The following is a 26,858-nucleotide window of genomic DNA, read 5'->3' on the forward strand; positions in this document are numbered from 1 at the left end:
ATTGACAAAGCAAGGGTTAAGAGGCTATGATAAGGTAAATGAATCATTACGTTGAGGGAGAAAAAATAAAACAGTTTTTACTTGAAAAGAGAAGTTGATCGAGGCTGAAAGTCAACTAGTAATCGTTTTATGTAGGCACTTCTGAGTAATTTTAAAAAAGCTGCCAGGAAACTGGAAGTAGGGTGGAACCGCGATAAATCGTCCCTATGTTTAACAACGTTGTTAGACATAGGTTTTTTTATTGTCTAAAATACAAAAAGGAGCTACGTCATGAAAAAGAAATTAACCGTTCAAGAAATGATTTTAACTTTACAAAAGTTTTGGTCAGAACAAGGCTGCTTGTTACTACAAGCCTATGATACAGAAAAAGGGGCAGGTACTATGAGTCCGTATACTTTTCTACGTGCGATTGGACCAGAGCCATGGGCAGCGGCATATGTAGAACCTTCACGTCGTCCTGATGACGGTCGTTATGGTGAAAATCCAAACCGTTTATATCAACATCATCAGTTTCAAGTTGTAATGAAACCCTCACCAGATAATATTCAAGAATTATATTTAGAAAGTTTAAAACTACTTGGAATTGACCCATTAGAACACGATATTCGCTTTGTTGAAGATAACTGGGAGAATCCTTCTATGGGATGTGCTGGTCTAGGTTGGGAAGTTTGGTTAAATGGGATGGAAATCACTCAATTTACATACTTTCAACAAGCAGGTGGTTTAGCCTGTCATCCTGTGACTGTCGAACTAACATACGGGATTGAGAGATTAGCTTCATACATTCAAGAAGTAGAAAGTGTTTATGACTTAGAATGGACGGAAGGGATTAAATACGGAGAAATCTTCGGACAACCTGAATTTGAACATTCAACCTATTCATTTGATACAAGCAATCAAGAAATGCTTTTAACATTATTTGAAATGTATCAAAGAGAAGCACAACGCTGCATTGATGAAAATTTGGTTCATCCAGCTTACGACTATGTTTTAAAATGCAGTCATACGTTTAACTTGTTAGATGCTCGTGGAGCGGTTTCAGTAACCGAACGAGCAGGCTATTTATCGCGTATACGTAATATGGCCCGTCAATTAGCTAAGAAATTCGTCGCGGAACGTGAAAAACTAGGTTTTCCATTATTAAAAGAAGTAGAAGAAAAGGAGGAAGCATAATGACGCACACATTTTTACTTGAAATTGGTTTAGAGGAAATGCCTGCTCGAGTTGTGTTTCCAACCGTTAAACAGTTAAAAGAAAAAGTAGCAACATTTTTAGAAGAAGAACGTCTCACATATGACATGATAAAAATGTACGCAACACCAAGACGTCTCGCGTTTGAGATTGTTAATTTAGCTGATAAGCAAACAGATATTTCTGAAAAAGCAAAAGGACCTTCTAAGAAAATTGCGCAAGATGCAGAGGGGAATTGGACGAAAGCCGCACAAGGATTTGCTAGAGGACAAGGTGTCACACCAGATGATTTATATATTGAAGTGGTAAAAGGAGAAGAGTATGTCTTTGTCGATAAGTTTATCGAAGGTAAGGCAGCACGTGAGATCTTGCCGGACATCATGACGGTCGTTAAAAAACTTCATTTTCCTGTAACGATGCACTGGGGAAGTCATGATTTTGAATATATTCGTCCGGTTCATTGGTTAGTAGCTTTGTTGGATCATGAAGTGGTCAACATGTCATTTTTAGATGTGAAAGCAGGTCGCATATCACGTGGACATCGTTTCTTAGGTGGAGAGGTGTCAATTGCCTCAGCTACCGACTATGTGGAAGCATTAAAAAAGGAATATGTGATTGTAGATAGTGAAGAACGTATGGCTATGATACGAGAAGACATACAAGCACTGGCTAAAAAACATCAGTGGCAAATAGAACAAGATAAAGGGTTATTAGAAGAAGTTACAAATCTAGTCGAATACCCTACTGTTTTTGTCGGGCAATTTAAACCGGCATATTTAGAGATTCCCGATATCGTCTTAGTCACAAGCATGCGTGAACATCAACGTTATTTTGACGTCCGTGACCAAAATGGAGCATTACAGCCTTACTTCATTGGTGTCCGTAATGGGAACGATGAGCATATTGACAATGTGATTGCAGGAAATGAAAAAGTGTTGAAGGCAAGACTTGAAGACGCAGACTTCTTCTTCAAAGAAGACCAAGCCATTGCCATTGAAACGCAAGTTAAAAAGTTAAAACATGTTACGTTCCATGAAAAAATAGGAACGATGGAAGAAAAAGGGCATCGCGTTGAAGCGATTGCTCAATTAATTGCCAAAGAAGTTGGTTTAAGTGAAGCAGAACAAGAAGATTTAAGACGTGCTAGTCAGATTTATAAATTTGACTTAATGACAAATATGGTTGGAGAGTTCCCAGAGTTGCAAGGGATTATGGGAGAAAAATATGCCTTGATTCAAGGTGAAAGCCCAGCTGTTGCGACGGCCATTCGTGAACATTATCTTCCTACTTCTAGCGATGGTGACTTACCACAAACAGATATTGGTGCGGTTTTAGCAATTGCGGATAAGTTAGATACTGTGATGACGTTCTTCAAAGCAGGACTATTTCCAACGGGTAGTAATGACCCTTACGCACTTAGAAGACAATCTTACGGTATTATCCGAATCATAGAAAATAAACAATGGGGTTATCCTCTACTTCACTTGCACCGTGAAATTGCCAAAATCATTAATGAAGACAGTAGTTACTACGGTGTTTCTCTTGAAGATGGAGACGATAAGCTAGTTGACTTCGTGAAAGGGCGCTTGAAGCAATTCTTAGCGTCACAAGAAATTCGTCATGATATTATTGAAGCCGTTGTAAATGGTGAACAAGAAGACTTGTTGAAAATGATTGAAGCTGCGCGTTTATTAAAAGACAGTCAACATCGTGAAGACTTCAAACCAACGATTGAAGCATTGACACGTGTGATGAATTTAGCACGGAAAGGTCAAGAGATGATTGCGGAAACATTAAATGAAAAAGTTGATCCAGCTTTATTTGAAAATGAACATGAAGCCTCTTTATATAAAGCGGTCGAAGAAATGTCAGATTTAGAACAGTCGGATATGGCTGAACGTATGACTGCTCTACGTGAACTGGCACCAATTATTGAACAATATTTCGCAGAAACTATGGTCATGTCTGATGATGAAGCCGTACGTAATAACCGCTTACGTCAGTTAGCTAAGATATCCGATATGATTTTAACGATTGCCAGTATTGACTTACTCTTGACGAAATAACAAAATATTTCTCGAAACAACATAGTGTGGTATAATAATAAGAGTAGCTAAAGTCGCACATACAATTTGTTTGTGCGACTTTTGATGACTATATGGAAAGGAAGAGAGAGCATGTCTAATCGAATTCCTGAAGAAGTGTTGCAAGATATTCGCGAAAGTACGAATATTGTAGACGTTGTCGGTCAGTATGTCCAACTTAAAAAGTCAGGAAAAAATTATTTTGGTTTGTGCCCTTTTCATGAGGAAAAATCTCCTTCTTTTTCAGTGGTAGAAGATAAACAAATATTTCATTGTTTTGGATGCGGGAAGGGCGGCAATGTTTTTCGTTTTATCGAAGAAATTGAAGGCTATTCATTTCCACAAGCAGTCGAGAAAGTTGCGGAAATGTCGCACTTGACGGTAGAGTATCAGTTTGACCGACAAGAAGACAGAGAAGTGAGTCCTGAAAGACGCCTTAATCAACGCCTAGTAGCGATTCATCAGCGGGTAGCAGATGTCTATCATCATTTGTTAATGAACACTCAGATGGGGGAAGCCGCTTTAGATTATTTAGAGAGTCGTGGCATGACACACGACCAGCTAACGCATTTTCAAGTTGGACTTGCACCTAATCAACGTGAGTTTTTAGAAAAAATACTAGTGCAAGAAGGTTTTAATTCAGAAGAATTGAAAGCGAGTGGTTTATTTTCTGAAACTGATGATGGTCGTTTGCTCGATCGATTCTTCGGCAGGATTATGTTTCCAATCCATAACGATCACGATCAAGTGATTGCATTTTCTGGAAGATTATTCGAAGAACAAGGAGAATCAGACCGTAAAAGTCCTAAGTATCTTAATAGTCCTGAAACCAGCCTATTTAATAAAAGAAATGTTCTTTATAATCACCGTGAGGCAAAAAAAATAGCGCGAAAAACAGGCGAAATTATTTTGTTTGAAGGATTTATGGATGTGATTGCTGCATGGGGAGCCGATGTCCAAAATGGTGTCGCTTCAATGGGAACGAGTTTGACGAATGAACAAATTCAAATGTTAAAAAAATCTTGCAGTAAACTGTTAATTTGTTATGACGGTGACAGTGCGGGACTTAATGCTAGTATGAGAGCATTGGAAGTGTTAGAAGCGCAACGACATTTTGATGTTAATGTGATGAAATTGCCCAATGAGTGGGACCCGGATGAATTTATTAAGCGAGAGGGCGCTGAGCGTTTTCAGAATTTTATAAAAAATCAACGACAAACTCCCTTTTCTTTTAAAACAGGTTATTATGACACGCAGTACAATCTGCAAACAGAACAAGGTAAATTAGATTTTATTCAAAAGGTGCTGCAAGAATTATCCAAGGTTTCGTCGGTAGTCGAACGTGATTTATATATTCAACAAATTGCGAAAGATTACGAATTGACAGAAGACGCGATTCGTTCAGATTTATCTCAGTATATTTCGTCGAATCGAGCGTCCGCAAAGGCTAAAGAACGACGAGAAAATCGAACGCGAGATGTCATAATTGAAAACCAAGTTGTCAGTACCCCACAAAATAAGGTATCATTATTAGAGAAGACTCAACGAATGTTATTATATCGAATGATGACGGAAGAAGATATCTTGCGACGTTTTCAAATGAGAGAAGATTTTTCTTTTTTAGATGTCCAATATCAAGAAATATTCAATCATTTAATCGATTTTAAAAGTTCTTATTCGGGAGCTGATATAGGTGGTTTTTTAGATTATGTAAAAGAGGACTATCTTAAGAAATTGATTGTCACGATTATGTATTTAGAAATGTCAGAAGAAAGTAATGAACAAGAAATAGTCGACTATGAACGTGTCTTTAAACGATATCGTTTACTTCGAGAAATAACAAAATTGGAAAAAGAGCTTGTAGAAGTACAAAAGAATGGGGATATAGATAAACAATTGACCATTAGTTTATCGTTGATTGATAAAAAAAGACAATTAGATGTGATTTAAACATTAGAGGAGGCCATACTGTGGGACAACAAGAGAAAAAAACAAAATTGACGTACGATCAAGCGGTAACGTCTTTAATTAAAGAGTATAAGCCAAAAGGATCGGTACAATATGATGAATTAACAGATCGTATTGCAACCCCTTATGAATTAGGTGCCAAAGGTATGGACAATTTAATTCAACGTATCGAAGATCAAGGGATTAGTGTCGTTGATGAAGATGGCGAGCCAGCAAAACAAAGCTTAGCCTCTGAAGAAGAAATAGATAAAAAAGAACTAGAAGATATGTCGGCACCAGCAGGCGTTAAAATCAATGACCCAGTCAGAATGTATCTTAAAGAAATCGGTCGTGTTGACCTTTTAACAGCGGAAGAAGAAGTAGAGCTTGCTTTACGTATTGTAGATGGTGACCAAGAAGCGAAACAAAAATTAGCAGAAGCTAACTTGCGTTTAGTTGTAAGTATTGCCAAACGCTACGTGGGTCGTGGTATGCAATTCTTAGATTTAATTCAAGAAGGTAATATGGGATTAATGAAAGCGGTAGAAAAATTTGACCATACAAAAGGGTTTAAATTCTCTACCTATGCCACATGGTGGATTCGTCAAGCGATTACCCGTGCAATTGCTGACCAAGCTCGTACAATTCGTATTCCTGTGCATATGGTGGAAACTATTAATAAACTAATTCGTATTCAACGTCAATTACTACAAGATTTAGGACGCGAACCAACACCTGAAGAAATCGGTGCTGAGATGGATTTACCAACTGAAAAAGTACGCGAAATCTTAAAAATATCTCAAGAGCCTGTATCGTTAGAAACACCGATTGGTGAAGAAGATGATTCTCATCTAGGAGACTTTATTGAAGACCAAGATGCCACCAGTCCAGCTGATCATGCGGCTTATGAAATGTTAAAAGAACAACTAGAAAGCGTCTTAGACCAACTAACCGATCGCGAAGAAAATGTATTGCGCTTGCGTTTTGGTCTGGATGATGGACGTACACGAACTTTAGAAGAAGTTGGAAAAGTCTTTGGTGTTACGCGTGAACGTATTCGACAAATCGAAGCGAAGGCTTTAAGAAAACTACGTCACCCTTCACGTTCTAAACAATTAAAAGATTTCTTAGAATAATGAGAATGATTCTAATTAAATAATTAATACTGAAAACAACGTTTATTCATTTAGACGTTGTTTTTTTGTATAAAAATTTAAGTGATATCAATGAGAAAAATAAGGTATGTGCTGTTTATCACTAAACAAAAGATTGAAATATTATTTTATAAAATAATTATCTTATCAATGTTGTAACCGCTTAATAATATATACTTAAAAATATCGTGATGGGTAAATAAAATAACATTGTGATGTTCAATATTAGTAAATAGCTTTACTTATTGATATACATGGAATAAATATGTAATTATAAAATCACAATCAATTCATTTTTTGCACATGAATCCGCAAAAAGTGAATTGGAATAAAATTCCTTTGTTGGTATCTTAGATGGCAGATGAAAAAGAAAGCCGGATTAAATAAACACGGTAATCTTTATCTGAACTAAAAAGAAAAGGATGAAGGAAATGCATAAATTTAAACTATCTAAACAATCAAGTGTGGCGTTAATCATAGTTTTCTCAATGGTGTTCTCATTATTATCACCTACTATGACGCTTTTCAAAGCTTCAGAAAATGACAGCGTGATAAAAAATCTCACAATCATTCCGAAGAAGCAAGAATCATATAAACCAGGAAATTCCATTATGATAAGTGCTGATTGGGAATTGCCTGAAGATAACGCTGAGAAGATGTGGGAAGCAGGCGATACGTTTGAGTTAAAAATTCCCGCAGGGTTGACACCTAAAGATATGCCGATTGAATTGAAAGATCCTAAAACGGGAATTATTTATGGAACTGGTCGCTATGATGCGAGTAAACAAGGGTTTGTTTTTACGTTTACAGATGAAATAGAAGGAATGAAAAACCGTAAAGGCGGTTTCATGCTTGGATTTACAGTCGACGAACATGACAATGACACAGCTACGGATGTACCACTTGTTTTTGAATCGGATAATCAACATACAATTAATCTTGGTACGATTAACGTAGGTCAAGGGTCTGAAGTTGGAATCGAAGACCAATATATTCCTAATGGCGATCCGATAACTGAAGATTTAGTTCAAAAAGGAGCTATGGGTGCAGTTGATTATTCAACGGGAATCGTGACTTGGTATCTACGTGTTAACTATGATGGTAAACACGTTGGAGAGATAAACGTTCAAGATAAGATTGGCGATCACCATGTTTTAATAAAAGATAGTGTTCGCGTATATGAACGTTTTACAAATGGAACAAACGTGTATCCAGCTATTACAGGTCCAGATGGCGAAGACAAAACAGATGTAACAGACTCCTTACTTTTAACAACTCATGATAAGGGATTTGATGTGACGGTTCATACGCGTGACATAGGACTGGATTCAAATGGAAAAATGGTCAGATCATATTACGAACTAGAATATAAAACACAGTATGATGGTACATCGGACGAACAATATGTGATGTTAAATAACACGATATACGGAAAAGCAGGCGATCATGAGCGAGAGTCAGAAGCAAGTGCTGAGTACTTTGCATCTGGATGGGGAAGTGCGACAAATGCACAAGGCTATCTAACATTGAAAAAAATTGATAGTGACACAGGTGAAGGATTATCAGGAGCTGAATTCCGCTTAGTCCATGGTACATACCCTGATCAAGCATTCACTGTTACGACGGATGAAAATGGCGTAGCAAAAGTTGAAGGCGGTATGTATGGCGATAAAGTATTAGAAGGTAAGTATAAAGTAACTGAAATAAAAGCTCCTTCAGGTTATCAAAAACTAGAAGAAGATAAATGGGTACTTGTAAAATTTGACGATGAAATTCAATCGTATGAAATAGTTATTGAAAATGATAAATTACCAGAAGAAACGCCAGAACTGACTCAAATAACAGTAGAAAAGCAATGGATTGGGTTAGCGGATGATGAAGAAAAGCCCGAAATATTGGTGGAATTATTTGAAAAAGGAAATAAAGAACCTGTAAGAACAGCTATCTTTAAAAATGGTAGAGAGTCATTTACATTTAAACAATTACCAAAATATGTTTTAGATGAAAATGGTAAAGATACCGATCAAGAAATTGAATACACTGTAAAAGAAACGATTATTGATAAAAAAGTTTCGAAAAAATTTAAAGAGCCAACTTATACTTATGAAGATGGCAAAGTGGTAGTAGTGAATGCCAAGAAAGATAAAGTATCTTATACTGCTGAAAAAGTTTGGGTAGGTGGACCAGAAGTTAAACCAACTATCGAATTACAACTTTATCAAAATGATGAAGCATTTGGTGAGACAGTAGTATTGGAAGATGGTAAAACGACTTATACATGGACTGATTTAGATGAAACAGATGAGCATGGAGAAGACTATCAGTACACTGTAAAAGAAGTAAACGTACCAGAAAATTATGAAGCTTCAATTGAAGGGAATATCATCACTAATACTTATGTTAGCCCAGAGACATCTAAAACTGTTAAGAAAGTTTGGGTTGATGGACCAGCTGAAAAACCAGCGATACAAATTCAACTTAAACAAAATGGTCAAAACTATGGTGAAGCTATTACTTTAGAAAACGGAGAGACAGAATATACATGGGATAATCTACCCTTAACTGACTCAAACGGAAATGACTTCACTTATTCTGTTTCAGAAGTTAACGTACCAAGTGACTACAATGTTTCAATCGATGATTTTGTTATTACTAATACATATGTTGTTCCTAAAACAGATATTACGATGGAAAAAGTTTGGGTAGGTGGTTCCATTGTTAAACCAACTATCGAAGTTCAGCTTTATCAAAATGGAAATGCCTATGGTGAAGTTATCAAACTAATGGATGGAGAGACAAAGTATACATGGAAAGATTTACCGGAAACTGATCATTTAGGAAATCGTTATAACTATACAGTCGCGGAGATTTATGTTCCAAATGATTATATTTCTACTGTAAACGGAATGACAATTACGAATACGTATGATCCAGAAGATCCAATTGTTTTACCAGAAGAACCAGAAGAACCAGAGGAGCCAACAGAACCAACAGAGCCAACGGAACCAACAGAGCCAACGGAACCGACGGAACCAACAGAGCCAACGGAACCGACAGAGCCAACAGAACCAACAGAACCAACGGAGCCAACGGAACCAACGGAACCAACAGAACCAACGGAACCGACAGAACCAACGGAACCGACAGAGCCAACAGAGCCAACAGAACCAACAGAACCAACAGAACCGACGGAACCAACAGAGCCAACGGAACCGACAGAGCCAACAGAACCAACAGAACCAACGGAGCCAACGGAACCAACGGAACCAACAGAACCAACGGAACCGACAGAACCAACGGAACCGACAGAGCCAACAGAGCCAACAGAACCAACAGAACCAACAGAACCAACAGAACCAACGGAACCAACGGAACCGACAGAGCCAACAGAGCCAACAGAACCAACAGAACCAACAGAACCAACAAAACCAACAGAACCAACGGAACCAACAGAGCCAACAGAACCAACAGAACCAACGGAGCCAACGGAACCAACAGAGCCAACAGAGCCAACAGAACCAACGGAACCAACAGATCCGAAAAGTTCAAACCCATCAAAACCAATAGAGTCAGTAAGTGATAGTGATAAAAAGGAAGAAAAATCTACGAATCACCTACCACAGCTAAACGAAAGTCAATCAGTACTACTGACGATGTTAGGTTTAGTCATGGTAGCGATGAGTTTAATTTATGGCTATGCGAAACAAATGAAAGAATAATAAATAAACTTCTTAGAAAATATTCTAAGAAGTTTTTTTTGTAGAAGTGTTTGTTATAGGTAGTTAAAGAGAGGTAAAACTGTTACAATGAGTACTAAGAAAAAAACTAAGGGGTGAGCGATTTGAAAAAAATAATGATTGGCACAACGTTACTTTTGGGAACATTGTTTTTAGTTGCGTGTCAAAATAAAACAGAAGATGTGAGTGAAGCAACAGAAGAATCAATAGTAGAAACACAAACATCTTCTGAAACAGTGTGGCATGCTACTGTGAAAGAAGATGCAACGAAAAGTCAAGAAACCATTATGGTGATGATTGAACAAATTGACCCGATACAAGATTCTGAAGAGATTTTTAAAATGGTAGGCGAGCAAGGTGTACAGTTAAATATTTCTGAAGACCAATTAAAAGGCGGCTTAACAGTCGACGAGTTGAAAAAGGGAGAATCAGTCAGTGTGACACTATCTGAAACACCTATCATGACGAATTCTTTGCCCCCTCAAATACCTGGGAACTCTGTCGTGGCAGTTTCAAAGGTTAATAAATAGAACGAAGATTGAAATGGATGGATACTAACTATGAATGAAGCACATTTATCAAAGAGATTACAAACTGTGGCAAATTACGTACCTAGAAGGAGCCGTTTAGCAGATATTGGCTCAGACCATGGTTATTTGCCAACTTGGTTATATTTGAATGGTCGTTTAGATTTTGGGTTGGCTGGAGAGGTCGTAAAGGGGCCTTATCAGTCAGCAAAGAAAGTCGTACAAAAGAACGATTTAGAACAGGTAATTTCTGTTCGTCTTGGGGATGGTTTAGATGTTATTCAACCAGAACAAGATGAGATTAGTGTCATTACCATTGCTGGTATGGGCGGTGTTTTAATTCGCGATATACTAGAACGAGGTAAACGAAATAAAAAGTTAACGGGAAAAGAACGATTGATTTTACAACCCAATGTTGCTGAAAAATCGTTAAGGGTTTGGTTACAAGTCAATCGCTACGAGATATTGGCGGAAGAGTTAATTGAAGAAGATGGTAAACGTTATGAAGTTATTGTTGCAGAGCGCGATAATGACAACACCGTATTAACTGATAAAGAGTTGTTTTTCGGGCCTTATTTATTAAAAGAAAAATCATCTGTCTTTGTTAAGAAATGGTGCGACGAGTATCAAAAAAGATGTTATGTTTTAGAGCAACTTAAAAAAGCAACAGTGTCGCAACACGAGCGTATAAAATTTATTGAACAAGAATTACATTGGATTAGAGAGGAGATAAAAGTGGATGAATGCTGAGGTATTTATTCAACAGTTTGAGCGACATTTTCCTTTGCACCTAGCAGAAGAGGGCGATCCAGTTGGTTTACAGATAGGAACCTTAGATAAGGAAATAGAGCGTGTCATGATTACTTTAGATGTGCGACCGGAAGTAGTAGTGGAAGCCATTGAAAAGAACATTGATTTGCTTCTTGCGAAGCATCCGCCTATTTTTCGACCAGTTCGTGATTTAGTCATAGATAGTCCTCAAACCAAAATGTATGCCGATCTTTTAAAACACGATATTGCAGTTTATGCAGCACATACTAATATGGACATCGTGCCGGATGGTTTAAATGACTGGTTTTGTGAATTGTTAGGCATAAAGAGAACAAGTTATATTAAAGAAACTCACTTTATTGATGGGCATCGCTATGGGATTGGTAGAATCGGGGAATTAGATGAGCCGATGTCATTACAAGAAATGATTCAGCATGTGAAAGAGACCTTTCAGCTTGATGGCTTGCGTGTCATTAGTCCGGTAGAAGATAAGCCAGTGAGTTGCGTAGCAATATGTGGGGGGAGCGGTGAGAAGTTTTACCGAGAGGCGCTGAAAAAAGGGGCTGACGTATATATTACTGGAGATGTTTATTATCATACGGGGCACGATATGATAGCAGACGGTCTTACGGTTATCGATGCAGGTCACTATATTGAAGCCTATTCTAAGAAACATATTGCAAATATGTGTCAAAATTGGAAAAAAGAGTATAATTGGGATGTAGAGATTTGTTATTCTGAAGAAAACACAAATCCATTCAAATTTTATTAAGAGGAGAGATACTATGTACGACAATTTAGTACCACGTTTTATCAAATACGTCAAAACAGAAACACGTTCTAATCCAGAAAGCACGACAATACCTTCTACAGAATCGCAAGTGGCATTTGCTAAAACGCTAGTAGAAGAATTAAAAGAACTAGGTTTATCTGATGTCAAATATAATGAAAAAAATGGCTTTGTTACAGCAGAATTGCCAAGTAATACAGACAAAGAAAATGTCCGCAGTATTGGGTTTATTGCACACATGGATACAGCAGATTTCAATGCAGTCGGCGTTTCCCCTCAATTTGTAGAAAATTATGACGGGAAATCTGATATTCCTTTAGATAAAGAAGGTAAATATAAACTAACAGTTAAAGATTTTCCTAACCTTAAAAACTATAAAGGCCAAACGCTGATTACTACAGATGGCAGCACTCTTTTAGGGGCGGATGATAAAGCGGGTATTGCTGAAATTATGACGGCAATGGAAATTTTATTGAACTCGCCAACGATTAAACATGGAAAAGTAAAAGTGGCGTTTGGTCCAGATGAAGAAATCGGCACTGGTGCAAATCACTTCGATGTAGAAGATTTTGATGTTGATTTTGCCTTTACGATGGACGGCGGACCAGTAGGTGAGTTGCAATATGAAACATTTAGTGCTGCTCAAGCGAAAATTACTATTCAAGGTAAAAATGTCCACCCTGGAACTGCTAAAAATACAATGATTAATGCCTTAAAATTGGCGATTGATTTTGACAATGCTTTACCGACAGATGAAGTGCCTGAAAAAACAGAAGGATACGAAGGCTTTTTCCACTTGATGCAATTATCAGGTAATGAAGAAGAAGCAACGATGAGCTATATTATACGTGATCATGATCGCGAAAAATTTGAAGCACGCAAACAAATGATTTTAGATATTCAAAAAGAACTTAACAGTCGCTTTGATGAAGAGCGTGTTTTAGTTGAAATGTCTGATCAATATTACAATATGAAAGAAATTATTGAGAAAGATATGAGTATTATCGATTTAGCAAAAGAAGCTATGACATTATTAGGTATTGAGCCTAATACAGAACCTGTACGTGGGGGAACAGATGGATCTAAGATTTCCTATATGGGACTACCGACACCTAACATTTTTGCAGGTGGTGAAAACATGCATGGTCGCTTTGAATATGTAGCGGTTGAGAGCATGGAAAAAGCAACGGATGTCATTGTTGAAATTGTACGATTGAATGAGGAAAAAGCGTAATGTTTTTTTCTTCATCCCCAATACCAGCCTACTTGCTATTTGTAAATCTTTACTTGTTTTTTATTATGTATTTAGATTGGCAACAAGCAAAAAAAGATGGATGGCGAATTCCTGAATGGCAAATGTTGACTGCTGGATTATTAGGTGGTGGCGTTGCGGGATTACTTGCGATGAGCATGTTTCAGCATAAACGCGAACGCAAACGTTTTGTGATAATTTTCCAATTAGGGACAATCATTGGATTGATATTACTTGGCACCTATCTTGGGTGGATTAAATAGCATTTGAAAGGAATTAAGCATGTTATCATTTAGTGAGAAAAAAGCCATATTCGACTCTTACCCAGAATTAACGGTACAGCCTATATCGATGAATCGTTTAAACTATCATTATGAAGATAGTCAAGTAGCCAAAACGGTGGTCGTGAAAAATCTTCATCCTAAAAGTCATAATGTGATGATTTATGCAGGGTATTTACCAGCATCTGAGACGCAAAGTGGTTATATCAGTGCGATTGATGAAGATGAAAAAACGATTCGATTATTGGTAAATGAGGCAATGGATTATTTACAAAAATTACCGAATGGTTTTGAAGAGGGCTACACAGAAGTGTGGCGAGATGATCGCGCGGATGAATTGAAGTTACAACATCAAAACCTTGCATGGGTTGTGATTATGACATCAGGAAGTGTCGAAGCGGTCTTTAAAACAAAAGAGGCAGCAGAGAGTTATTTAAAAGAAGAAGGTTTTCACTTTTATCAATAAGAAACTTACTTGGGAGCAAGTGTTCTCAAGTAAGTTTTTTTTAATGGTTTTTCTTTGACCTTTATTGACCAAAGAGATATAATAATAATTGTAAAAGATTAAAGGAGGGAACCCTATGGCAGAACAAATGACAACGGCTGTTCAAGAAGCACTTGGACAAGCTCAGCAAATAGCGATGATGCGACATCATCAAGAAATCGATGTGGCCCACTTATGGAAATCATTCGTACAACCGGGTGAATTTTCTTATAACTTTTATCAAGATTTAGGTGTTCCGATGGAAGAGTTTCAACAAAAGATTGAAACTGTCTTAGATGAATTACCCGTAATCGAAGGTCAAAATGTGCAGTATGGCCAATCATTTAGTCAAAACCTTGGTCATCTATTTCAATCCGCTAATGAGATAAAAGCTTCGTTTAACGATGATTATCTTTCAACGGATGTTTTACTTTTGGCTTTAGCCAAGATGAAGCACTATCCACTAAGTCAATTTTTAAACACTTATAATGTCGATGATAGAAAAATAAAAGAAAGGATTGATGAGATGAGAAATGGTGAACGTGTCACTTCCGCTAACCAAGAAGACCAGTACGATGCTTTAGACAAGTATGGTATTGATTTAGTTAAACAAGTACGTGAAGGAAAACAAGACCCAATTATCGGACGTGATGATGAAATCCGTGATGTGATTCGTATCTTGTCACGAAAGACAAAAAATAATCCTGTATTACTAGGGGAGCCAGGTGTTGGTAAAACCGCTATTGTAGAAGGATTAGCACAGCGAATCGTGCGCAAAGATGTCCCTGAAAATTTAAAAGATAAAACAATCTTCTCGCTCGATATGGGTGCATTAATCGCGGGAGCTAAGTACCGCGGTGAGTTTGAAGAACGATTAAAAGCAGTTCTTAAAGAAGTCAAAAAGAGTGACGGGCAGATTATTCTCTTTATTGATGAGATACATAATATTGTCGGAGCTGGTAAAACAGAAGGCAGTATGGACGCTGGTAACTTATTAAAACCGATGTTAGCACGTGGAGAGCTACATTGTATTGGAGCGACAACGCTTGACGAGTATCGTGAATATATGGAAAAAGACAAAGCGTTAGAACGACGTTTCCAACGTGTATTAGTACCCGAGCCAACTGTTGAGGATACGATTAGTATTCTGAGAGGATTAAAAGAGCGTTTTGAAGTGCATCATGGTGTCAATATTAATGATAATGCGTTAGTTGCTGCGGCAACCTTATCCAACCGCTATTTAACCGACCGCTTTTTACCAGATAAAGCGATTGATTTAGTCGACGAAGCATGTGCGACCATTCGCGTGGAAATGAACTCTATGCCAACTGAGTTAGACCAAGTAACACGTCGTCTAATGCAGCTTGAAATTGAAGAAGCAGCTTTGAAAAAAGAACATGATGATGCAAGTAAGAAACGCCTAGCTATTTTACAAGAAGAACTGGCAGAATTGAGAGAAGAAACGAATAATCTCAAGATGAAATGGGAAACAGAGAAAGAAGAAGTCAATAAAGTTAGCCAAAAACGTGGTGAACTCGAACAAGCTCGACGTCAGTTGGAAGATGCCGAAAATGACTATGACTTAGAAAAAGCCGCTGTTTTACGTCATGGCACGATTCCACAACTTGAAAAAGAGTTAAAAGAACTAGAAGAAAAAAATGCTGCAAATGATAGTCGCCTCGTACAAGAATCAGTAACAGACGAAGAAATATCCGTTGTAGTAGAACGATTAACTGGTATCCCAGTGTCACGCTTAGTCGAAGGTGAACGTGATAAATTACTGCGCTTAAATGAAACGTTACATCAACGTGTTATCGGTCAGGACGAAGCAGTAGACGCCGTGGCAGATGCTGTCATACGTTCAAGAGCAGGCTTGCATGATCCGAACCGACCATTAGGCTCATTTATCTTCTTAGGACCAACGGGGGTAGGTAAAACAGAATTAGCCAAAGCGTTAGCAGAGAATCTATTTGATTCAGAAGAACATATGATGCGCATTGATATGAGTGAGTACATGGAAAAACACAGTGTTTCTCGTTTAATCGGTGCTCCTCCAGGCTATGTAGGACATGAAGAAGGCGGTCAGTTAACTGAAACGATACGTCGTCAACCGTATTCCGTTATTCTTTTTGATGAGATTGAAAAAGCGCATCCGGATGTCTTTAATATACTACTACAAGTATTGGATGACGGTCGTTTAACAGATTCTAAAGGACGCGTGGTCGATTTTAAAAATACCGTCTTAATTATGACAAGTAACATTGGTTCACAACTTCTATTAGAAGGGGTCGAAAACGGTAAAATCACGGAAAGTACTCAAGAGAGTGTCATGCAATTGCTGCAAAGTCACTTTAGACCAGAATTTTTAAATCGAGTAGATGACACGATTCTATTTACACCACTAAGTATGAACGATATTAAAGGCATTATCGTGAAAATGACACGACAATTGGCTGAACGTTTAGAAAAACAAGAAATTACATTAGAAATTTCTGAAGCTGCTCAAGACTGGATTGCTGAAAATGCTTATGATCCAATCTACGGAGCAAGACCTATTAAACGTTTCTTAACACGTCACGTCGAAACACCTTTAGCAAAAGAGATTATCGCCGGTCATTTAATGCCGAATACGGTCGTGACTATTACCGTGGAAAATAATGAATTGCGCTTTGAATCAACAGAAAAATAGAAAAACACCGTGTACCCATTAGAGGTGCACGGTGTTTTTGCTTAAAAATAATCACTAAAGTATGCCGTTTGATTTGGAATGATTTTTTCTAGTTGTTTAATCACGATTGCTTCTGTTTGAATACGACCTAAATGATACAGATAGCGTGGACGTTTATAGCTCATCAGCATTGTCGTGAGCGTCTGGATATCAAGACTGACTTTGGTTCCAATCGGTTCATTCGTCACTTGAATATTACCTTCTTCAGTCCAGCTAACCGAAAAAATCCCGTTATTCCACTTTGCAATGGGGTCGAAGATCTCAAAATGAAACGGCTCTGCTTCATTTTCAAACGGATAGTGAGCGAGAAACTGTTCGACATCTACAATTCGTGCCATAAAGAATGGCTGAATGGTTTCAGTGATATCACTATCATCAAGCGTGAAGGCTATCGGCTCATTTTTATATGTATTACCGACGACTTGGTCAATCATAGAGAAATGAGCGGTAATAAAATTCCAAAGACCAGTACGGGCTTCTTGGTTTAAATAAATCATTTCCTTAATATGAAACGTATCTTCAGCTAACCAATAAAAACAAAAGCCAGTAGGATTGTCTTCACTATCATAATAGACAGCTGCAATGCGTTCTTCTTCGTTCTCCCAACGCCAATATTCATCCCAATTGAGTTCTGAGCGAATCATCGCACCATGTGTTTGTTTTGCAAAGGAATCATACGCTTTTTTTACGTCAGGATGGTCGTGGTCGAGCCGTTCGATATAGCCGGGAACAGGAACAACTGCGGGTAGCTGAGAGTCCTTTATTGAAAACGTCATTTTATCAGAGATGATTTCCCATCCTTTGCGTCTGTAATAGGGAATATTATAAGGATATAGGTACGAAATCCATTGATTACGCTCGCGCATATTAGTCAGAGCGACTTCAATAAGCTCTTTCATCAAGCCTAAATTAGAATACTCGGGGTAAGTTCCCACCCCCGTGACACCCCCCATGTTAAATGGGGTACCGTGGATATTAACTTCACACGGATAGACGGCGATTTGTGAAATTAAATCATCTCCATCAAACCAGCCAATCACATCCGACGTTGCTAAAACAGGACGTTTTGCACGGGCAATTTCTTGCTCGTCTTCGTAACCTCCTTCTTCAATATCAGCATCTGTCACTTGAAAAACGTAGCGAAGTAACTCGTTAAATTGGCTTAAATGAGATATATCAACGGTTTTTAATTGTAATTTTTGTTTAATCTGCTCTCGATTCATGTTATTCCCTCACTTTGTTGGTAGCCTTAGTATACCAAATTAATAAAAAGATAGGGAAATAAATGCCATCTGTCTAAAAAACATGATAAAATTTAAGGGGGATAGCAAAAGACTTTTACAATCGGCCTTAAGATTGCTATAATCATAGGGTGATTGAGTAGAAAGTAGGAATAGATAATGAATTTAGAAGAAATGAGAAAAAGACAAGAGAAAATCAGGAATTTTTCGATTATTGCCCATATAGACCATGGTAAATCTACCTTGGCTGACCGTATCTTACAACAAACAGAAACGGTGTCCGAACGTGAAATGCAAAATCAATTATTAGATTCAATGGATTTAGAACGTGAACGTGGGATTACTATCAAACTAAATGCTGTCGAATTAACGTATACAGCTAAAGACGGCGAAGAATATATTTTTCATTTGATAGACACACCAGGTCACGTCGACTTTACGTATGAAGTGTCACGAAGCTTAGCGGCTTGTGAAGGGGCATTATTAGTTGTTGACGCAGCACAGGGAATTGAAGCTCAAACCTTAGCTAACGTTTATTTAGCAGTTGATAACGACTTGGAAATTTTACCAGTCATCAATAAAATCGACTTGCCTGCAGCTGACCCTGAAAAAGTCCGTGCAGAAATAGAAAATGTTGTAGGAATTGACGCATCAGAAGCTGTTTTAGCAAGTGCTAAATCAGGCATTGGAATTGAAGATATTTTAGAACAAATTGTTGAAAATGTTCCAGCTCCGGATGGCGATATTGAAGCACCGCTAAAAGCGTTAATCTTTGACTCGGTTTATGATAGCTACCGTGGTGTTGTACTGAGTGTGCGTATCGTAGACGGTATGGTCAAGCCTGGTGATGAAATTATGCTAATGCAAAACGGTAAGAAGTTTGAAGTGACGGAAGTCGGCGTCTTTTCACCGAAAGCTATTGCTCGCGATGTTTTATCAGTGGGAGATGTTGGTTACATTACTGCAAGTATTAAAACCGTACAGGATACACAGGTAGGGGATACTGTTACCTTAGCAGATAATCCAGCAACAGAAGCGTTATCTGGTTATCGTAAAATGAACCCGATGGTGTACTGTGGCTTGTATCCAATTGATAATTCTCGATACAATGATTTACGTGAAGCACTTGAAAAATTACAATTAAATGACTCGGCCTTAGATTATGAAGCAGAAACTTCACAAGCTCTTGGTTTCGGTTTCCGTTGTGGCTTCTTAGGATTGCTCCATATGGATGTGATTCAAGAACGTTTAGAACGTGAGTTTAATTTAGAACTTATTACGACTGCACCATCTGTTATTTATCATGTCAATAAAACGGATGGCACACAGGTAATCGTGGATAACCCAGCTGAGTTTCCTGAACCGGGTGTGATTGAGTCAGTAGAAGAACCCTATGTAAAAGCTAGTATCATGGTTCCGAATGACTATGTTGGTGCTGTTATGGAGCTGTCACAACGCAAACGTGGCGACTTTGTCACAATGGACTACTTAGATGACTATCGCGTCAATGTTGTCTATGAATTGCCACTATCTGAAATTGTATTTGATTTCTTTGATACACTGAAATCACATACAAAAGGGTATGCTTCTTTAGATTACGAGATTATAGGTTATAAAGAATCTCGTCTTGTTAAGATGGATATTTTATTAAATAATGAAAAAGTCGATGCACTAAGCTTCATCGTTCATCGCGATTTCTCTTACGAACGTGGTCGCGCGATTGTTGAGAAGTTGAAAAAACTTATTCCGCGTCAACAATTTGAAGTGCCCGTTCAAGCTGCGATCGGACAAAAAATTGTGTCACGTTCTAATATCAAAGCCTTAAGGAAAAACGTTTTAGCCAAGTGTTATGGTGGTGACGTTTCCCGTAAACGTAAACTTCTTGAAAAACAAAAAGAAGGTAAAAAGCGGATGAAGTCAATAGGATCCGTAGAAGTACCGCAAGAAGCGTTCATGGCCGTCTTGAGAATGGACGAGGATGAATAGTTGATATAGCAAGGTTTACACACTTTGAATTCAATTGAATAATAGTATTTTCCGACATTCTTCCGACATTTTTTTCAAATGTTAGTAGAATGTCGGATATTTTTATGCTTCCTTAGTCAGAATAGATTCAAATATATCAACCGTTTCCTTTTTCATCTTTTTAGTCACGTGAGCGTATGTATCCATAGTCGTTGATAGACGAGCGTGGCCAAGTCTTACTTGTATGTCTTTTGGTTTTGCTCCATTCTCAAGCAGCATCGTAGCGTGAGTGTGTCTAAAAGAATGAAAGTTATAGTCTACACCACTTTCTTTCCGATATTTTTCTGTATACCACTTAATTGAGTTTAAAGTAACGGGCTTACCGTTTTCTTTGGTACAAACAAACTCTGTTTCGTTATAGTAATCGCCATAAAACAATTTGTTTTCTTTTTGCCTTATTTGAGCTTTTTTTAGTAACGACAGAAGAGAAGGACCAATGTGAATTGTTCTATAGGATGATTGCGTTTTTGGTGTGCCAAGGAACCATTTTTTACCATCTTGTATCATTATTTGTACGACGGTTAGAGTTTCCTCTTCAAAGTTGATATCTTTCCACTGTAGGCCGCATACTTCAGCACGTCTTAATCCAGTTTGAAAACTAATCATCATTGCCATGTAGTAAGGTGAATGGCTAGGAACTGTATCTTGAAGCTTTTTAAAGTCATCTAAGCTAATAATTTTTAAATCCCCTTTATCTTTCCACTCTTTTTGGTCATATTTAGGTACTTTAACAAACTGTGATGGATCAGTCTTAAGAAACTCATAGGGATATACAGCCATTGAAAAAGCTTTATTAAAGATACCTTTCATAATGGCTAAGGTTTGTTTAGCGTAGCCATCTTCTTTTTTTTGATTTAATAGCTCTTGAAGAGTGGCTGGTTTGATATCTTTCAAATGATAATTTCCAATTGCTGGGTGAATGTGCTTATCTAACATCCCTCTATAATTTTTTTGAGTGTTTAATTTTAATTCAACCATCACATAATTTTCAAACCAATGCTCAAGGTAATCGTGTGTTGAAATGCTGCTATTTATTGGAATAGTACCTGTAGTTTGGTATTCGTTAATAACTTTGTTTAAAGTTTCTTGCGCTTCAGTTTTAGTTTTACCTGCGTATCTTTCTACTTTGTTTCGCTTTCCGTTAACTTTTGCTAAATCTATCGTATAATACCAGTTGTTTCCTCGCTTCCTTAAATATCCTCTCATTATCGTATTTCCTCCTTTATTATTCGAAATCTAGTGACAAAACATAGCATTAGTAAATAAATAAGTTAATTTATTGTATTTAATTATCTTATTTACGAACACCAGTTCTTTTGATATGATAAAGAAAAGCCATCTAGGCTTAAATCTTTATTGTTGATATAATATTAAGCAGGAGAGTGAGAGCGATGAAAGGAAATTTTCAAGTTATATATGGTTACATTTCAGTATTTTCTATAATATTCATTTTAATTTCTATGTTTTTTTATTTCTTAAATTTAAATGAATTATTCCGTTCTCTAATTTCTATAACAATTATATTTTTATTTCTTAAAATAAAACCTATTTCTCAAAAGGGTCCTTTTTATTTTTCATTGGAATTACTTTACCCGGGTCGTAAGCGCTAATTTCCATGTCTTTGATGTCTTTTTTATTCTTAATTTGCTTAGCAATCAAAACTTCTCTTTTTATTTGATTATCTAAATCGATACCTTTATTTTCTAAACGAGATTTCTCTCTTGAAATTTTACCTTCTCCAAAGAAGTAGGGGATTATACCGAAAAATTGTTTGCCATTTACGTTTGGGCCACCAAAAATAGAAAGAAATACAGTAGAAGTAATCGATGTAAATAGTATAGGATTCTCTTTTGCGAAATATAATATATTGCTACACACATATAGAAACGTATCTAGATGTTCTATTCCAGTTGAAATTTTGAATTCACCAGGTGAATTAATATCAGCCTTTAAGACAAAATAACTTGATTTATCCTTAGATGATTTTGATAATAAATTTTGTAAAGCAAGCCAATTGTCAAATGACAAGGAATCTTCTGATGCTACATGGAATGTTGAATACAACCTGTCGCCTTTTTTATAGATTGGACTAATTAATTGATCGATTTTAGACTCCTCTTTTTTTAAGTTGAAAAAAGTTTGATGTGCAGATAGAAGCCAATACATAGAATCAGGCAAGTCTTTTCTATTTATTTCTTTAATCCAAGTTACATTTCTTCTCTTTTTAAAGGGGCAAACTCTTCGGTTAAAATAATTTTCTTTCATATGATTTTTTTCTAGATCGTAATCATACGCTTCAGATGTAATAACACCTATCAAAAACCTTTTAGATGTTTTTGATGGTACAAGTACAATATCATTTAACTTCATTTCATAGAAAAAATTAAATAATCGTTTTGAATATAATGTATTTTGTTGAGAATTATAATTAGGATAGTGTTGCTTATATATTAGTTTTGTATCCTCTAAGGAGAACAGCGATTCAACTGGTGAAGCTTTAGAATATTGTTTTAAAAAATCAATGTTGATGTCATTATCACCTATTGCGATAAACTCATTTTCTAAAAAATCATCATAATACAATCCACTTTGAGCCCTAACAAACCAATAATTAGTATCTGTAGGGATCTCTAAAATCGGGTATTTTGAAACAAATTCACTCATAAATGCACCTCCAAATGTGTTTTTTATCATTATATATTACCCGCATCCCCAGCGAAGGGGAGGGCCTCGAAAGGCTTATTTTGTAGTTAAGTTATATCCATTTATATAAAGTAAAGGAACTTCTTTTTCAACATCTGCATTATTTATATATTTATAGTTATTTAAGTATTGACTATTAAAAAATAAAACATCATCAGCTAGTATTTTTGTCTCTAAACGTTCAGTTTCTATTAACCCCATGTAAATATCACCATTAGGCATTGAACCTAACAATTGTGTATATTTATCATTTTCGATAACCTGTATAACTTCAAAGTTAATTATTTTAACTTTAAGCCCAAGATTTCCTTCTGTATATCTTAATAAATCGCTATATTTATAATATCCATACTCATCTTCGTTGTAATTATCGACATTTATCTTATCAATTGTTGATACATAGCTATCAAACAAATCTTCAATAGTAGCTTCTTTAGTAATGCTAGTTTCAGTTTTAGTAGAATCACTTGTTTTTTTACAATTCTTAACCAAATCATATTCAATAATAAATGAACCCATAACACTTTTAACGCTTTTTATTTTAGCGATTACAGTTTGACCTTCTTTTACTTTCGGATTTTCAGCAGATACAAAGTTTAAATGTTCTCCTGTTTGTAGATTATAACCAAAAGCACTGGCAGGAGCTAATTTGTCAACTTTAAACTCTACTGTTTTCCCTTCTAAATCTTCTCCTTTATTCAAAAGTTCCTCAGCTTTTTCGGTTGAATAGTCAGCTTTTACATTTTCTTTACTGCATCCAACAAGAAATAAGCTGAGACTAGCAAGAACAACTAACGCCATCTTCTTCATTTTCTTCCTCCAAATTATTCTTTTTTATATCCAACGTTCCAGCAGTTTCAAAAGAGAAGTGATAGTCCTTATAGTCAAAAGTCATTCCAAGCTTCTCTTGGTATAATTTAATCGCTTCCTGAAAAGCTGATAACGTTACTTCCAAAAATTCAGCACATTTCCACTCATAAACAAGACTATTTTCTGAAAGTGTGATTAAACCATTTAAACTAAATGTCATAATAGAAGCAATATATCTTTCTTTTCTTGTCTATGAAATTCAGTAATTAATCTGTAATTAACATTTTGGTTCCTTCAACACACTTTATTGGTGGTTTTCAATCTTAGATTTAGATATCATAGTAAAATAACTTTCATAATAAATTACTATCGATATTTATCAGGCATTCTTTGAATCCAAGATTCTATTATCGAGTAATACTCTTCTTTGGAAAGGTACATGAGCGTACGAAAACAGGTTAATAACTCTTCCTCGTTGTGAAAAAGCCTAATTGAAGAAAGATCTTGTTCTATTTTTTTATAAGCCTGCATCAGATATTCTTCTAGTTCGCTATTTGATAAACTTAACATAGATTGTAGTTTAATTATCTCAGCTTTTAAATGTGATGTATAAACATTATATTTATGAACATAGATATAATCTTTATCTGAGTTACCTATTCCCGTTAATTGAAGAATAAGGGCAAACATAACACAATAAAGAGCTTCCTCTAATTTACTTTCACTGAGTAATAGTCTATGTTGGTACATTAAATCATTTGTTGCCATACCATATTTAAAATCTTTTAAGTTTTTGATAAATGATTTTTTAGAGATATTGTAAGCAATTTCTTCAGGACCTAGATTGGAATCTAAGTAAGGAACGACTGAATAAGGAGTGACACAAGTATCATGGGATCTATTTTTATGAGCCCAAATTAATAAATGATATTTTTCTATTATTTTTTCCCCCTGATTTGTTAAAGACCAACATTTAGGTACTGTATTTGCATATAAATATTCTTCAACATTATCTTGAATTCTTTTTATTAGCTCGGCTTTTTTTCCAGATACTTTTAAAGAGTTATTTTTTAATATTTCTTTTAAATCTTTGATTTTAAGAGAATACAGACTTTCAGATGGGGTTGATGTTCTTATATAGTTGTTTGAAGCAAGTTTATTAATACTCATATTATAATTAATTTCGTAAAAAATAGAAAAGTAATCAGGAGGAAGATCGGTTTGTTTTTTGTTTTCTAACCAATCCATTAATATGATTTCTCCTATTTCTAATCCATCAAAACTATTAATTGATTTGGAACCATGATAATTAACAGTTTCATTTTGGGCTGAATTGTAAATCATTAAATCATTTGTATTTGAATTATCTGTATTTGTATGAGTTTCATTTATCTCAGTTTTTAAAGAGTTTTTTTCTTCTCGTTTATGTAGGAATAAGTTTATAGAAACAATGAAAGCAACAATAGTTAGTGTTTGCAATGGGTAGTGTAAAACAAATGCTAATAAAAATAACAATACAATCCACTTCATGAAGTGATTCCCCCAATCGAAAAATTATGCCTTTTGATGATTGATTGCTTTATAAAAATAAAGCTCCTTAATATTTACCATTTTGTTATTCAAAGAAAAAAATTATCATTTTAAGTTCATGTGTAAATATTTTTTGCATAATATATATAACTAATTATACCAAATAAAAACAAAAAAGTAATAAGAATATCGGGGGCTAGTTTCGTTTCATCTCACATATCAAAATCCCCCCTACGATGGGCATTATGTCCAACGTAGGGGGGATTGTTCGTGAAAAAGATGAGAATAGCTATTTAATTAGTTAATTATTTTCCATACCATTTGTCTGAGAATTTGTTTCCTAATATTGCTCCTATAACAAGCGGAATAAGGAAAATCCAACCAGATAATGAGAAGTTAGCGATAGGTGTATATAAAGCACCTACGTTACAACCATTAGATAGACGTGTTCCGAATCCCATACAAATACCACCTAAAGCATATAATAATGCTTCTTTACCTGTCAGGTTCATTTCAGACATGAATGTGCGTTTGAATTGTCCAGAGGTTAATAAAAAGATAATTGTACCAAAAAGAATACCGAAGTTTTGCACGCTAACACCATTTTCCAATAGGGGATTGGAGTAAAATTCAGGTGCCATTTTGGTGAATTCTGCTAATGAGTCAGCAGAAACGCCGAATAACATTAAGAATTTACCGAACCACATTCCATAAGGAGTAGAAGCGCCCCAACCAGTTTTTGTCACGCCCATCATGACGGTGAAAATCAAGGTTAGGATGACAGCGCCTTGTTTAAGTGACCAAGGTGCAACGAATAATTGATAGTAAGTGTCTTGATTAGCAACATTGAAGTTTTTAACATCAAGTTTTGGAGCTTCGTCTTGCATTCTTTCGGATAAGACACCGTAGTAAGTGTTGGCGTTGCGACGTTTCTTTTCATATAGAAATGAAAGGGCAACAACGATTAAGGCAAAAATCCCTGTTAGGATAAGTGCGCCGAGATAACCGTTTGTTCCATCATTTTTAAATAAATCTGGTAAGAAGACACCGTTAGTACCGAGTGCTTTTCCAGTTTCAGATGTAAACCATGAGTTAATAATCCAACTCTGTGAATTTTGTACGGGGTATCCTAAAAAGACGCCCATACAAAAGAAAATAAAAGTGACGCCTGCTCGAGGTAGTGCCGTTACTAAGTCTGTTAACACGCCTGATGCACAACAAGAAGAGAAAGCCATCCCAAATCCAAATAAAATACCACCTAAAATAAGACCAGTGTTGATAGGATTGACCCATAAGTCAAATTGTGAAGCATCGGCTAAGAAAAAGTAACCTGTAGAAGCAAGAGCCGTTAAAAAGAATAATAGCATTAGAGTTCGCATGAGTTTAGTTGATCCTGTGTTATAAGCACGGTTCACACTCCCTGCAAAACCAGTATAGGCACGAGATAACGTATATCCTAGACCTAAACCGAATAACAAACGAATAAATAATACATTGGATGCCAGCATTGTTTTACCAGCAATTAATAAGACAATTAATAATATAAAGCCAACAACATTTTCTTTCTTGTTCATCATCATTCTCCTTTTTAAGTTTGTGTTTT

At 36.2% G+C, this 26,858-nt stretch carries 20 protein-coding genes; 13 read left to right on the forward strand and 7 right to left on the reverse strand.

Features of this window, described 5'->3' with window-relative positions; translation table 11 throughout:
- The first annotated feature begins 270 nt into the window (after window positions 1-270).
- The 12 genes from glyQ (at window position 271) to clpB (ending at window position 16,907) form a co-directional block, all read left to right on the forward strand.
- Complete coding sequence (glyQ, locus tag M2919_RS01190) at window positions 271-1,173, forward strand: glycine--tRNA ligase subunit alpha (protein WP_126761633.1); 903 nt, start codon at window positions 271-273, stop codon at window positions 1,171-1,173.
- A complete protein-coding gene (gene glyS / locus M2919_RS01195; protein WP_248848973.1) occupies window positions 1,173-3,257 on the forward strand; it encodes a glycine--tRNA ligase subunit beta in 2,085 nt (694 codons plus the stop codon). The genes glyQ and glyS overlap by 1 nt, the downstream gene beginning before the upstream one ends.
- Window positions 3,258-3,368: 111 nt before the next feature.
- Entirely contained in the window at window positions 3,369-5,225 is a 1,857-nt protein-coding gene (gene dnaG, locus M2919_RS01200; RefSeq protein WP_248848974.1) for a DNA primase, read from the forward strand.
- Window positions 5,226-5,245: 20 nt separating this feature from the next.
- Entirely contained in the window at window positions 5,246-6,358 is a 1,113-nt protein-coding gene (gene rpoD / locus M2919_RS01205; protein WP_023605817.1) for an RNA polymerase sigma factor RpoD, read from the forward strand.
- 449 nt (window positions 6,359-6,807) lie between these two features.
- Complete coding sequence (locus M2919_RS01210; RefSeq protein WP_248848975.1) at window positions 6,808-10,095, forward strand: Cna B-type domain-containing protein; 3,288 nt, start codon at window positions 6,808-6,810, stop codon at window positions 10,093-10,095.
- 122 nt (window positions 10,096-10,217) lie between these two features.
- On the forward strand, window positions 10,218-10,643 hold the full coding sequence (locus M2919_RS01215) for a hypothetical protein (protein ID WP_248848976.1): 426 nt from the start codon (window positions 10,218-10,220) through the stop codon (window positions 10,641-10,643).
- A 30-nt stretch (window positions 10,644-10,673) separates the two neighbouring features.
- Complete coding sequence (locus M2919_RS01220) at window positions 10,674-11,390, forward strand: tRNA (adenine(22)-N(1))-methyltransferase (RefSeq protein WP_168413526.1); 717 nt, start codon at window positions 10,674-10,676, stop codon at window positions 11,388-11,390.
- The gene (locus tag M2919_RS01225; RefSeq protein WP_248848977.1) at window positions 11,380-12,183 is read left to right on the forward strand and encodes a Nif3-like dinuclear metal center hexameric protein; all 804 of its coding nucleotides are present in this window, start codon (window positions 11,380-11,382) and stop codon (window positions 12,181-12,183) included. The genes M2919_RS01220 and M2919_RS01225 overlap by 11 nt, the downstream gene beginning before the upstream one ends.
- A 13-nt stretch (window positions 12,184-12,196) precedes the next feature.
- Window positions 12,197-13,435, forward strand: coding sequence for a peptidase T (pepT, locus tag M2919_RS01230; protein ID WP_222317971.1), 1,239 nt, complete (start codon window positions 12,197-12,199; stop codon window positions 13,433-13,435).
- Window positions 13,435-13,716: a DUF1294 domain-containing protein gene (locus tag M2919_RS01235; protein ID WP_023606146.1), complete on the forward strand. Its 282-nt coding sequence runs from the start codon at window positions 13,435-13,437 to the stop codon at window positions 13,714-13,716. The genes pepT and M2919_RS01235 overlap by 1 nt, the downstream gene beginning before the upstream one ends.
- A gap of 19 nt (window positions 13,717-13,735) precedes the next feature.
- Window positions 13,736-14,200 carry a hypothetical protein gene (locus tag M2919_RS01240; RefSeq protein ID WP_168413522.1) on the forward strand — a complete coding sequence of 155 codons (465 nt, stop codon included), beginning with the start codon at window positions 13,736-13,738 and terminating at the stop codon, window positions 14,198-14,200.
- Window positions 14,201-14,315: 115 nt separating this feature from the next.
- The gene (clpB, locus tag M2919_RS01245) at window positions 14,316-16,907 is read left to right on the forward strand and encodes an ATP-dependent chaperone ClpB (protein ID WP_248848978.1); all 2,592 of its coding nucleotides are present in this window, start codon (window positions 14,316-14,318) and stop codon (window positions 16,905-16,907) included.
- A gap of 41 nt (window positions 16,908-16,948) precedes the next feature.
- Here clpB and M2919_RS01250 read toward each other — a convergent pair whose 3' ends face one another.
- On the reverse strand, window positions 16,949-18,169 hold the full coding sequence (locus M2919_RS01250) for a GNAT family N-acetyltransferase (protein ID WP_126761654.1): 1,221 nt from the start codon (window positions 18,167-18,169) through the stop codon (window positions 16,949-16,951).
- 177 nt (window positions 18,170-18,346) lie between these two features.
- Here M2919_RS01250 and lepA point away from each other — a divergent pair, with 177 nt between their 5' ends.
- Window positions 18,347-20,173: a translation elongation factor 4 gene (gene lepA / locus M2919_RS01255; protein WP_126761656.1), complete on the forward strand. Its 1,827-nt coding sequence runs from the start codon at window positions 18,347-18,349 to the stop codon at window positions 20,171-20,173.
- A 102-nt stretch (window positions 20,174-20,275) separates the two neighbouring features.
- Here lepA and M2919_RS01260 read toward each other — a convergent pair whose 3' ends face one another.
- From M2919_RS01260 to M2919_RS01285, 6 genes are all read right to left on the reverse strand, one after another.
- Complete coding sequence (locus tag M2919_RS01260) at window positions 20,276-21,418, reverse strand: tyrosine-type recombinase/integrase (protein WP_248848979.1); 1,143 nt, start codon at window positions 21,416-21,418, stop codon at window positions 20,276-20,278.
- 339 nt (window positions 21,419-21,757) lie between these two features.
- Complete coding sequence (locus tag M2919_RS01265; protein WP_248848980.1) at window positions 21,758-22,876, reverse strand: hypothetical protein; 1,119 nt, start codon at window positions 22,874-22,876, stop codon at window positions 21,758-21,760.
- Window positions 22,877-22,951: 75 nt separating this feature from the next.
- Window positions 22,952-23,725 (reverse strand): hypothetical protein, encoded by a 774-nt coding sequence (locus M2919_RS01270; protein ID WP_248848981.1) that lies wholly within the window; start codon window positions 23,723-23,725, stop codon window positions 22,952-22,954.
- On the reverse strand, window positions 23,694-23,945 hold the full coding sequence (locus tag M2919_RS01275; RefSeq protein ID WP_248848982.1) for a hypothetical protein: 252 nt from the start codon (window positions 23,943-23,945) through the stop codon (window positions 23,694-23,696). The genes M2919_RS01270 and M2919_RS01275 overlap by 32 nt, the downstream gene beginning before the upstream one ends.
- Before the next feature lie 146 nt (window positions 23,946-24,091).
- The gene (locus M2919_RS01280) at window positions 24,092-25,255 is read right to left on the reverse strand and encodes an SAP domain-containing protein (protein WP_248848983.1); all 1,164 of its coding nucleotides are present in this window, start codon (window positions 25,253-25,255) and stop codon (window positions 24,092-24,094) included.
- A gap of 305 nt (window positions 25,256-25,560) precedes the next feature.
- Window positions 25,561-26,829, reverse strand: a complete 1,269-nt coding sequence (locus tag M2919_RS01285; protein WP_248848984.1) for a YeeE/YedE family protein — start codon at window positions 26,827-26,829, stop codon at window positions 25,561-25,563.
- Window positions 26,830-26,858: the final 29 nt, after the last annotated feature.

The sequence above is a fragment of the Vagococcus lutrae genome, from assembly GCF_023299185.1.
GTDB lineage: Bacteria > Bacillota > Bacilli > Lactobacillales > Vagococcaceae > Vagococcus_A > Vagococcus_A lutrae.

What these genes read in the sequence shown, in the direction of transcription:
- M2919_RS01275 (WP_248848982.1), bottom strand. Translation starts at nt 23,945, where the DNA reads ATGACATTTAGTTTAAATGGTTTAATCACACTTTCAGAAAATAGTCTT.
- M2919_RS01225 (WP_248848977.1), top strand. Translation starts at nt 11,380, where the DNA reads ATGAATGCTGAGGTATTTATTCAACAGTTTGAGCGACATTTTCCTTTG.
- M2919_RS01280 (WP_248848983.1), bottom strand. Translation starts at nt 25,255, where the DNA reads ATGAAGTGGATTGTATTGTTATTTTTATTAGCATTTGTTTTACACTAC.
- M2919_RS01285 (WP_248848984.1), bottom strand. Translation starts at nt 26,829, where the DNA reads ATGAACAAGAAAGAAAATGTTGTTGGCTTTATATTATTAATTGTCTTA.
- M2919_RS01220 (WP_168413526.1), top strand. Translation starts at nt 10,674, where the DNA reads ATGAATGAAGCACATTTATCAAAGAGATTACAAACTGTGGCAAATTAC.
- clpB (WP_248848978.1), top strand. Translation starts at nt 14,316, where the DNA reads ATGGCAGAACAAATGACAACGGCTGTTCAAGAAGCACTTGGACAAGCT.
- M2919_RS01265 (WP_248848980.1), bottom strand. Translation starts at nt 22,876, where the DNA reads ATGAGTGAATTTGTTTCAAAATACCCGATTTTAGAGATCCCTACAGAT.
- M2919_RS01240 (WP_168413522.1), top strand. Translation starts at nt 13,736, where the DNA reads ATGTTATCATTTAGTGAGAAAAAAGCCATATTCGACTCTTACCCAGAA.
- M2919_RS01235 (WP_023606146.1), top strand. Translation starts at nt 13,435, where the DNA reads ATGTTTTTTTCTTCATCCCCAATACCAGCCTACTTGCTATTTGTAAAT.
- M2919_RS01250 (WP_126761654.1), bottom strand. Translation starts at nt 18,169, where the DNA reads ATGAATCGAGAGCAGATTAAACAAAAATTACAATTAAAAACCGTTGAT.
- M2919_RS01270 (WP_248848981.1), bottom strand. Translation starts at nt 23,725, where the DNA reads ATGAAGAAGATGGCGTTAGTTGTTCTTGCTAGTCTCAGCTTATTTCTT.
- dnaG (WP_248848974.1), top strand. Translation starts at nt 3,369, where the DNA reads ATGTCTAATCGAATTCCTGAAGAAGTGTTGCAAGATATTCGCGAAAGT.
- glyS (WP_248848973.1), top strand. Translation starts at nt 1,173, where the DNA reads ATGACGCACACATTTTTACTTGAAATTGGTTTAGAGGAAATGCCTGCT.
- M2919_RS01210 (WP_248848975.1), top strand. Translation starts at nt 6,808, where the DNA reads ATGCATAAATTTAAACTATCTAAACAATCAAGTGTGGCGTTAATCATA.
- lepA (WP_126761656.1), top strand. Translation starts at nt 18,347, where the DNA reads ATGAATTTAGAAGAAATGAGAAAAAGACAAGAGAAAATCAGGAATTTT.
- pepT (WP_222317971.1), top strand. Translation starts at nt 12,197, where the DNA reads ATGTACGACAATTTAGTACCACGTTTTATCAAATACGTCAAAACAGAA.
- glyQ (WP_126761633.1), top strand. Translation starts at nt 271, where the DNA reads ATGAAAAAGAAATTAACCGTTCAAGAAATGATTTTAACTTTACAAAAG.
- M2919_RS01260 (WP_248848979.1), bottom strand. Translation starts at nt 21,418, where the DNA reads ATGAGAGGATATTTAAGGAAGCGAGGAAACAACTGGTATTATACGATA.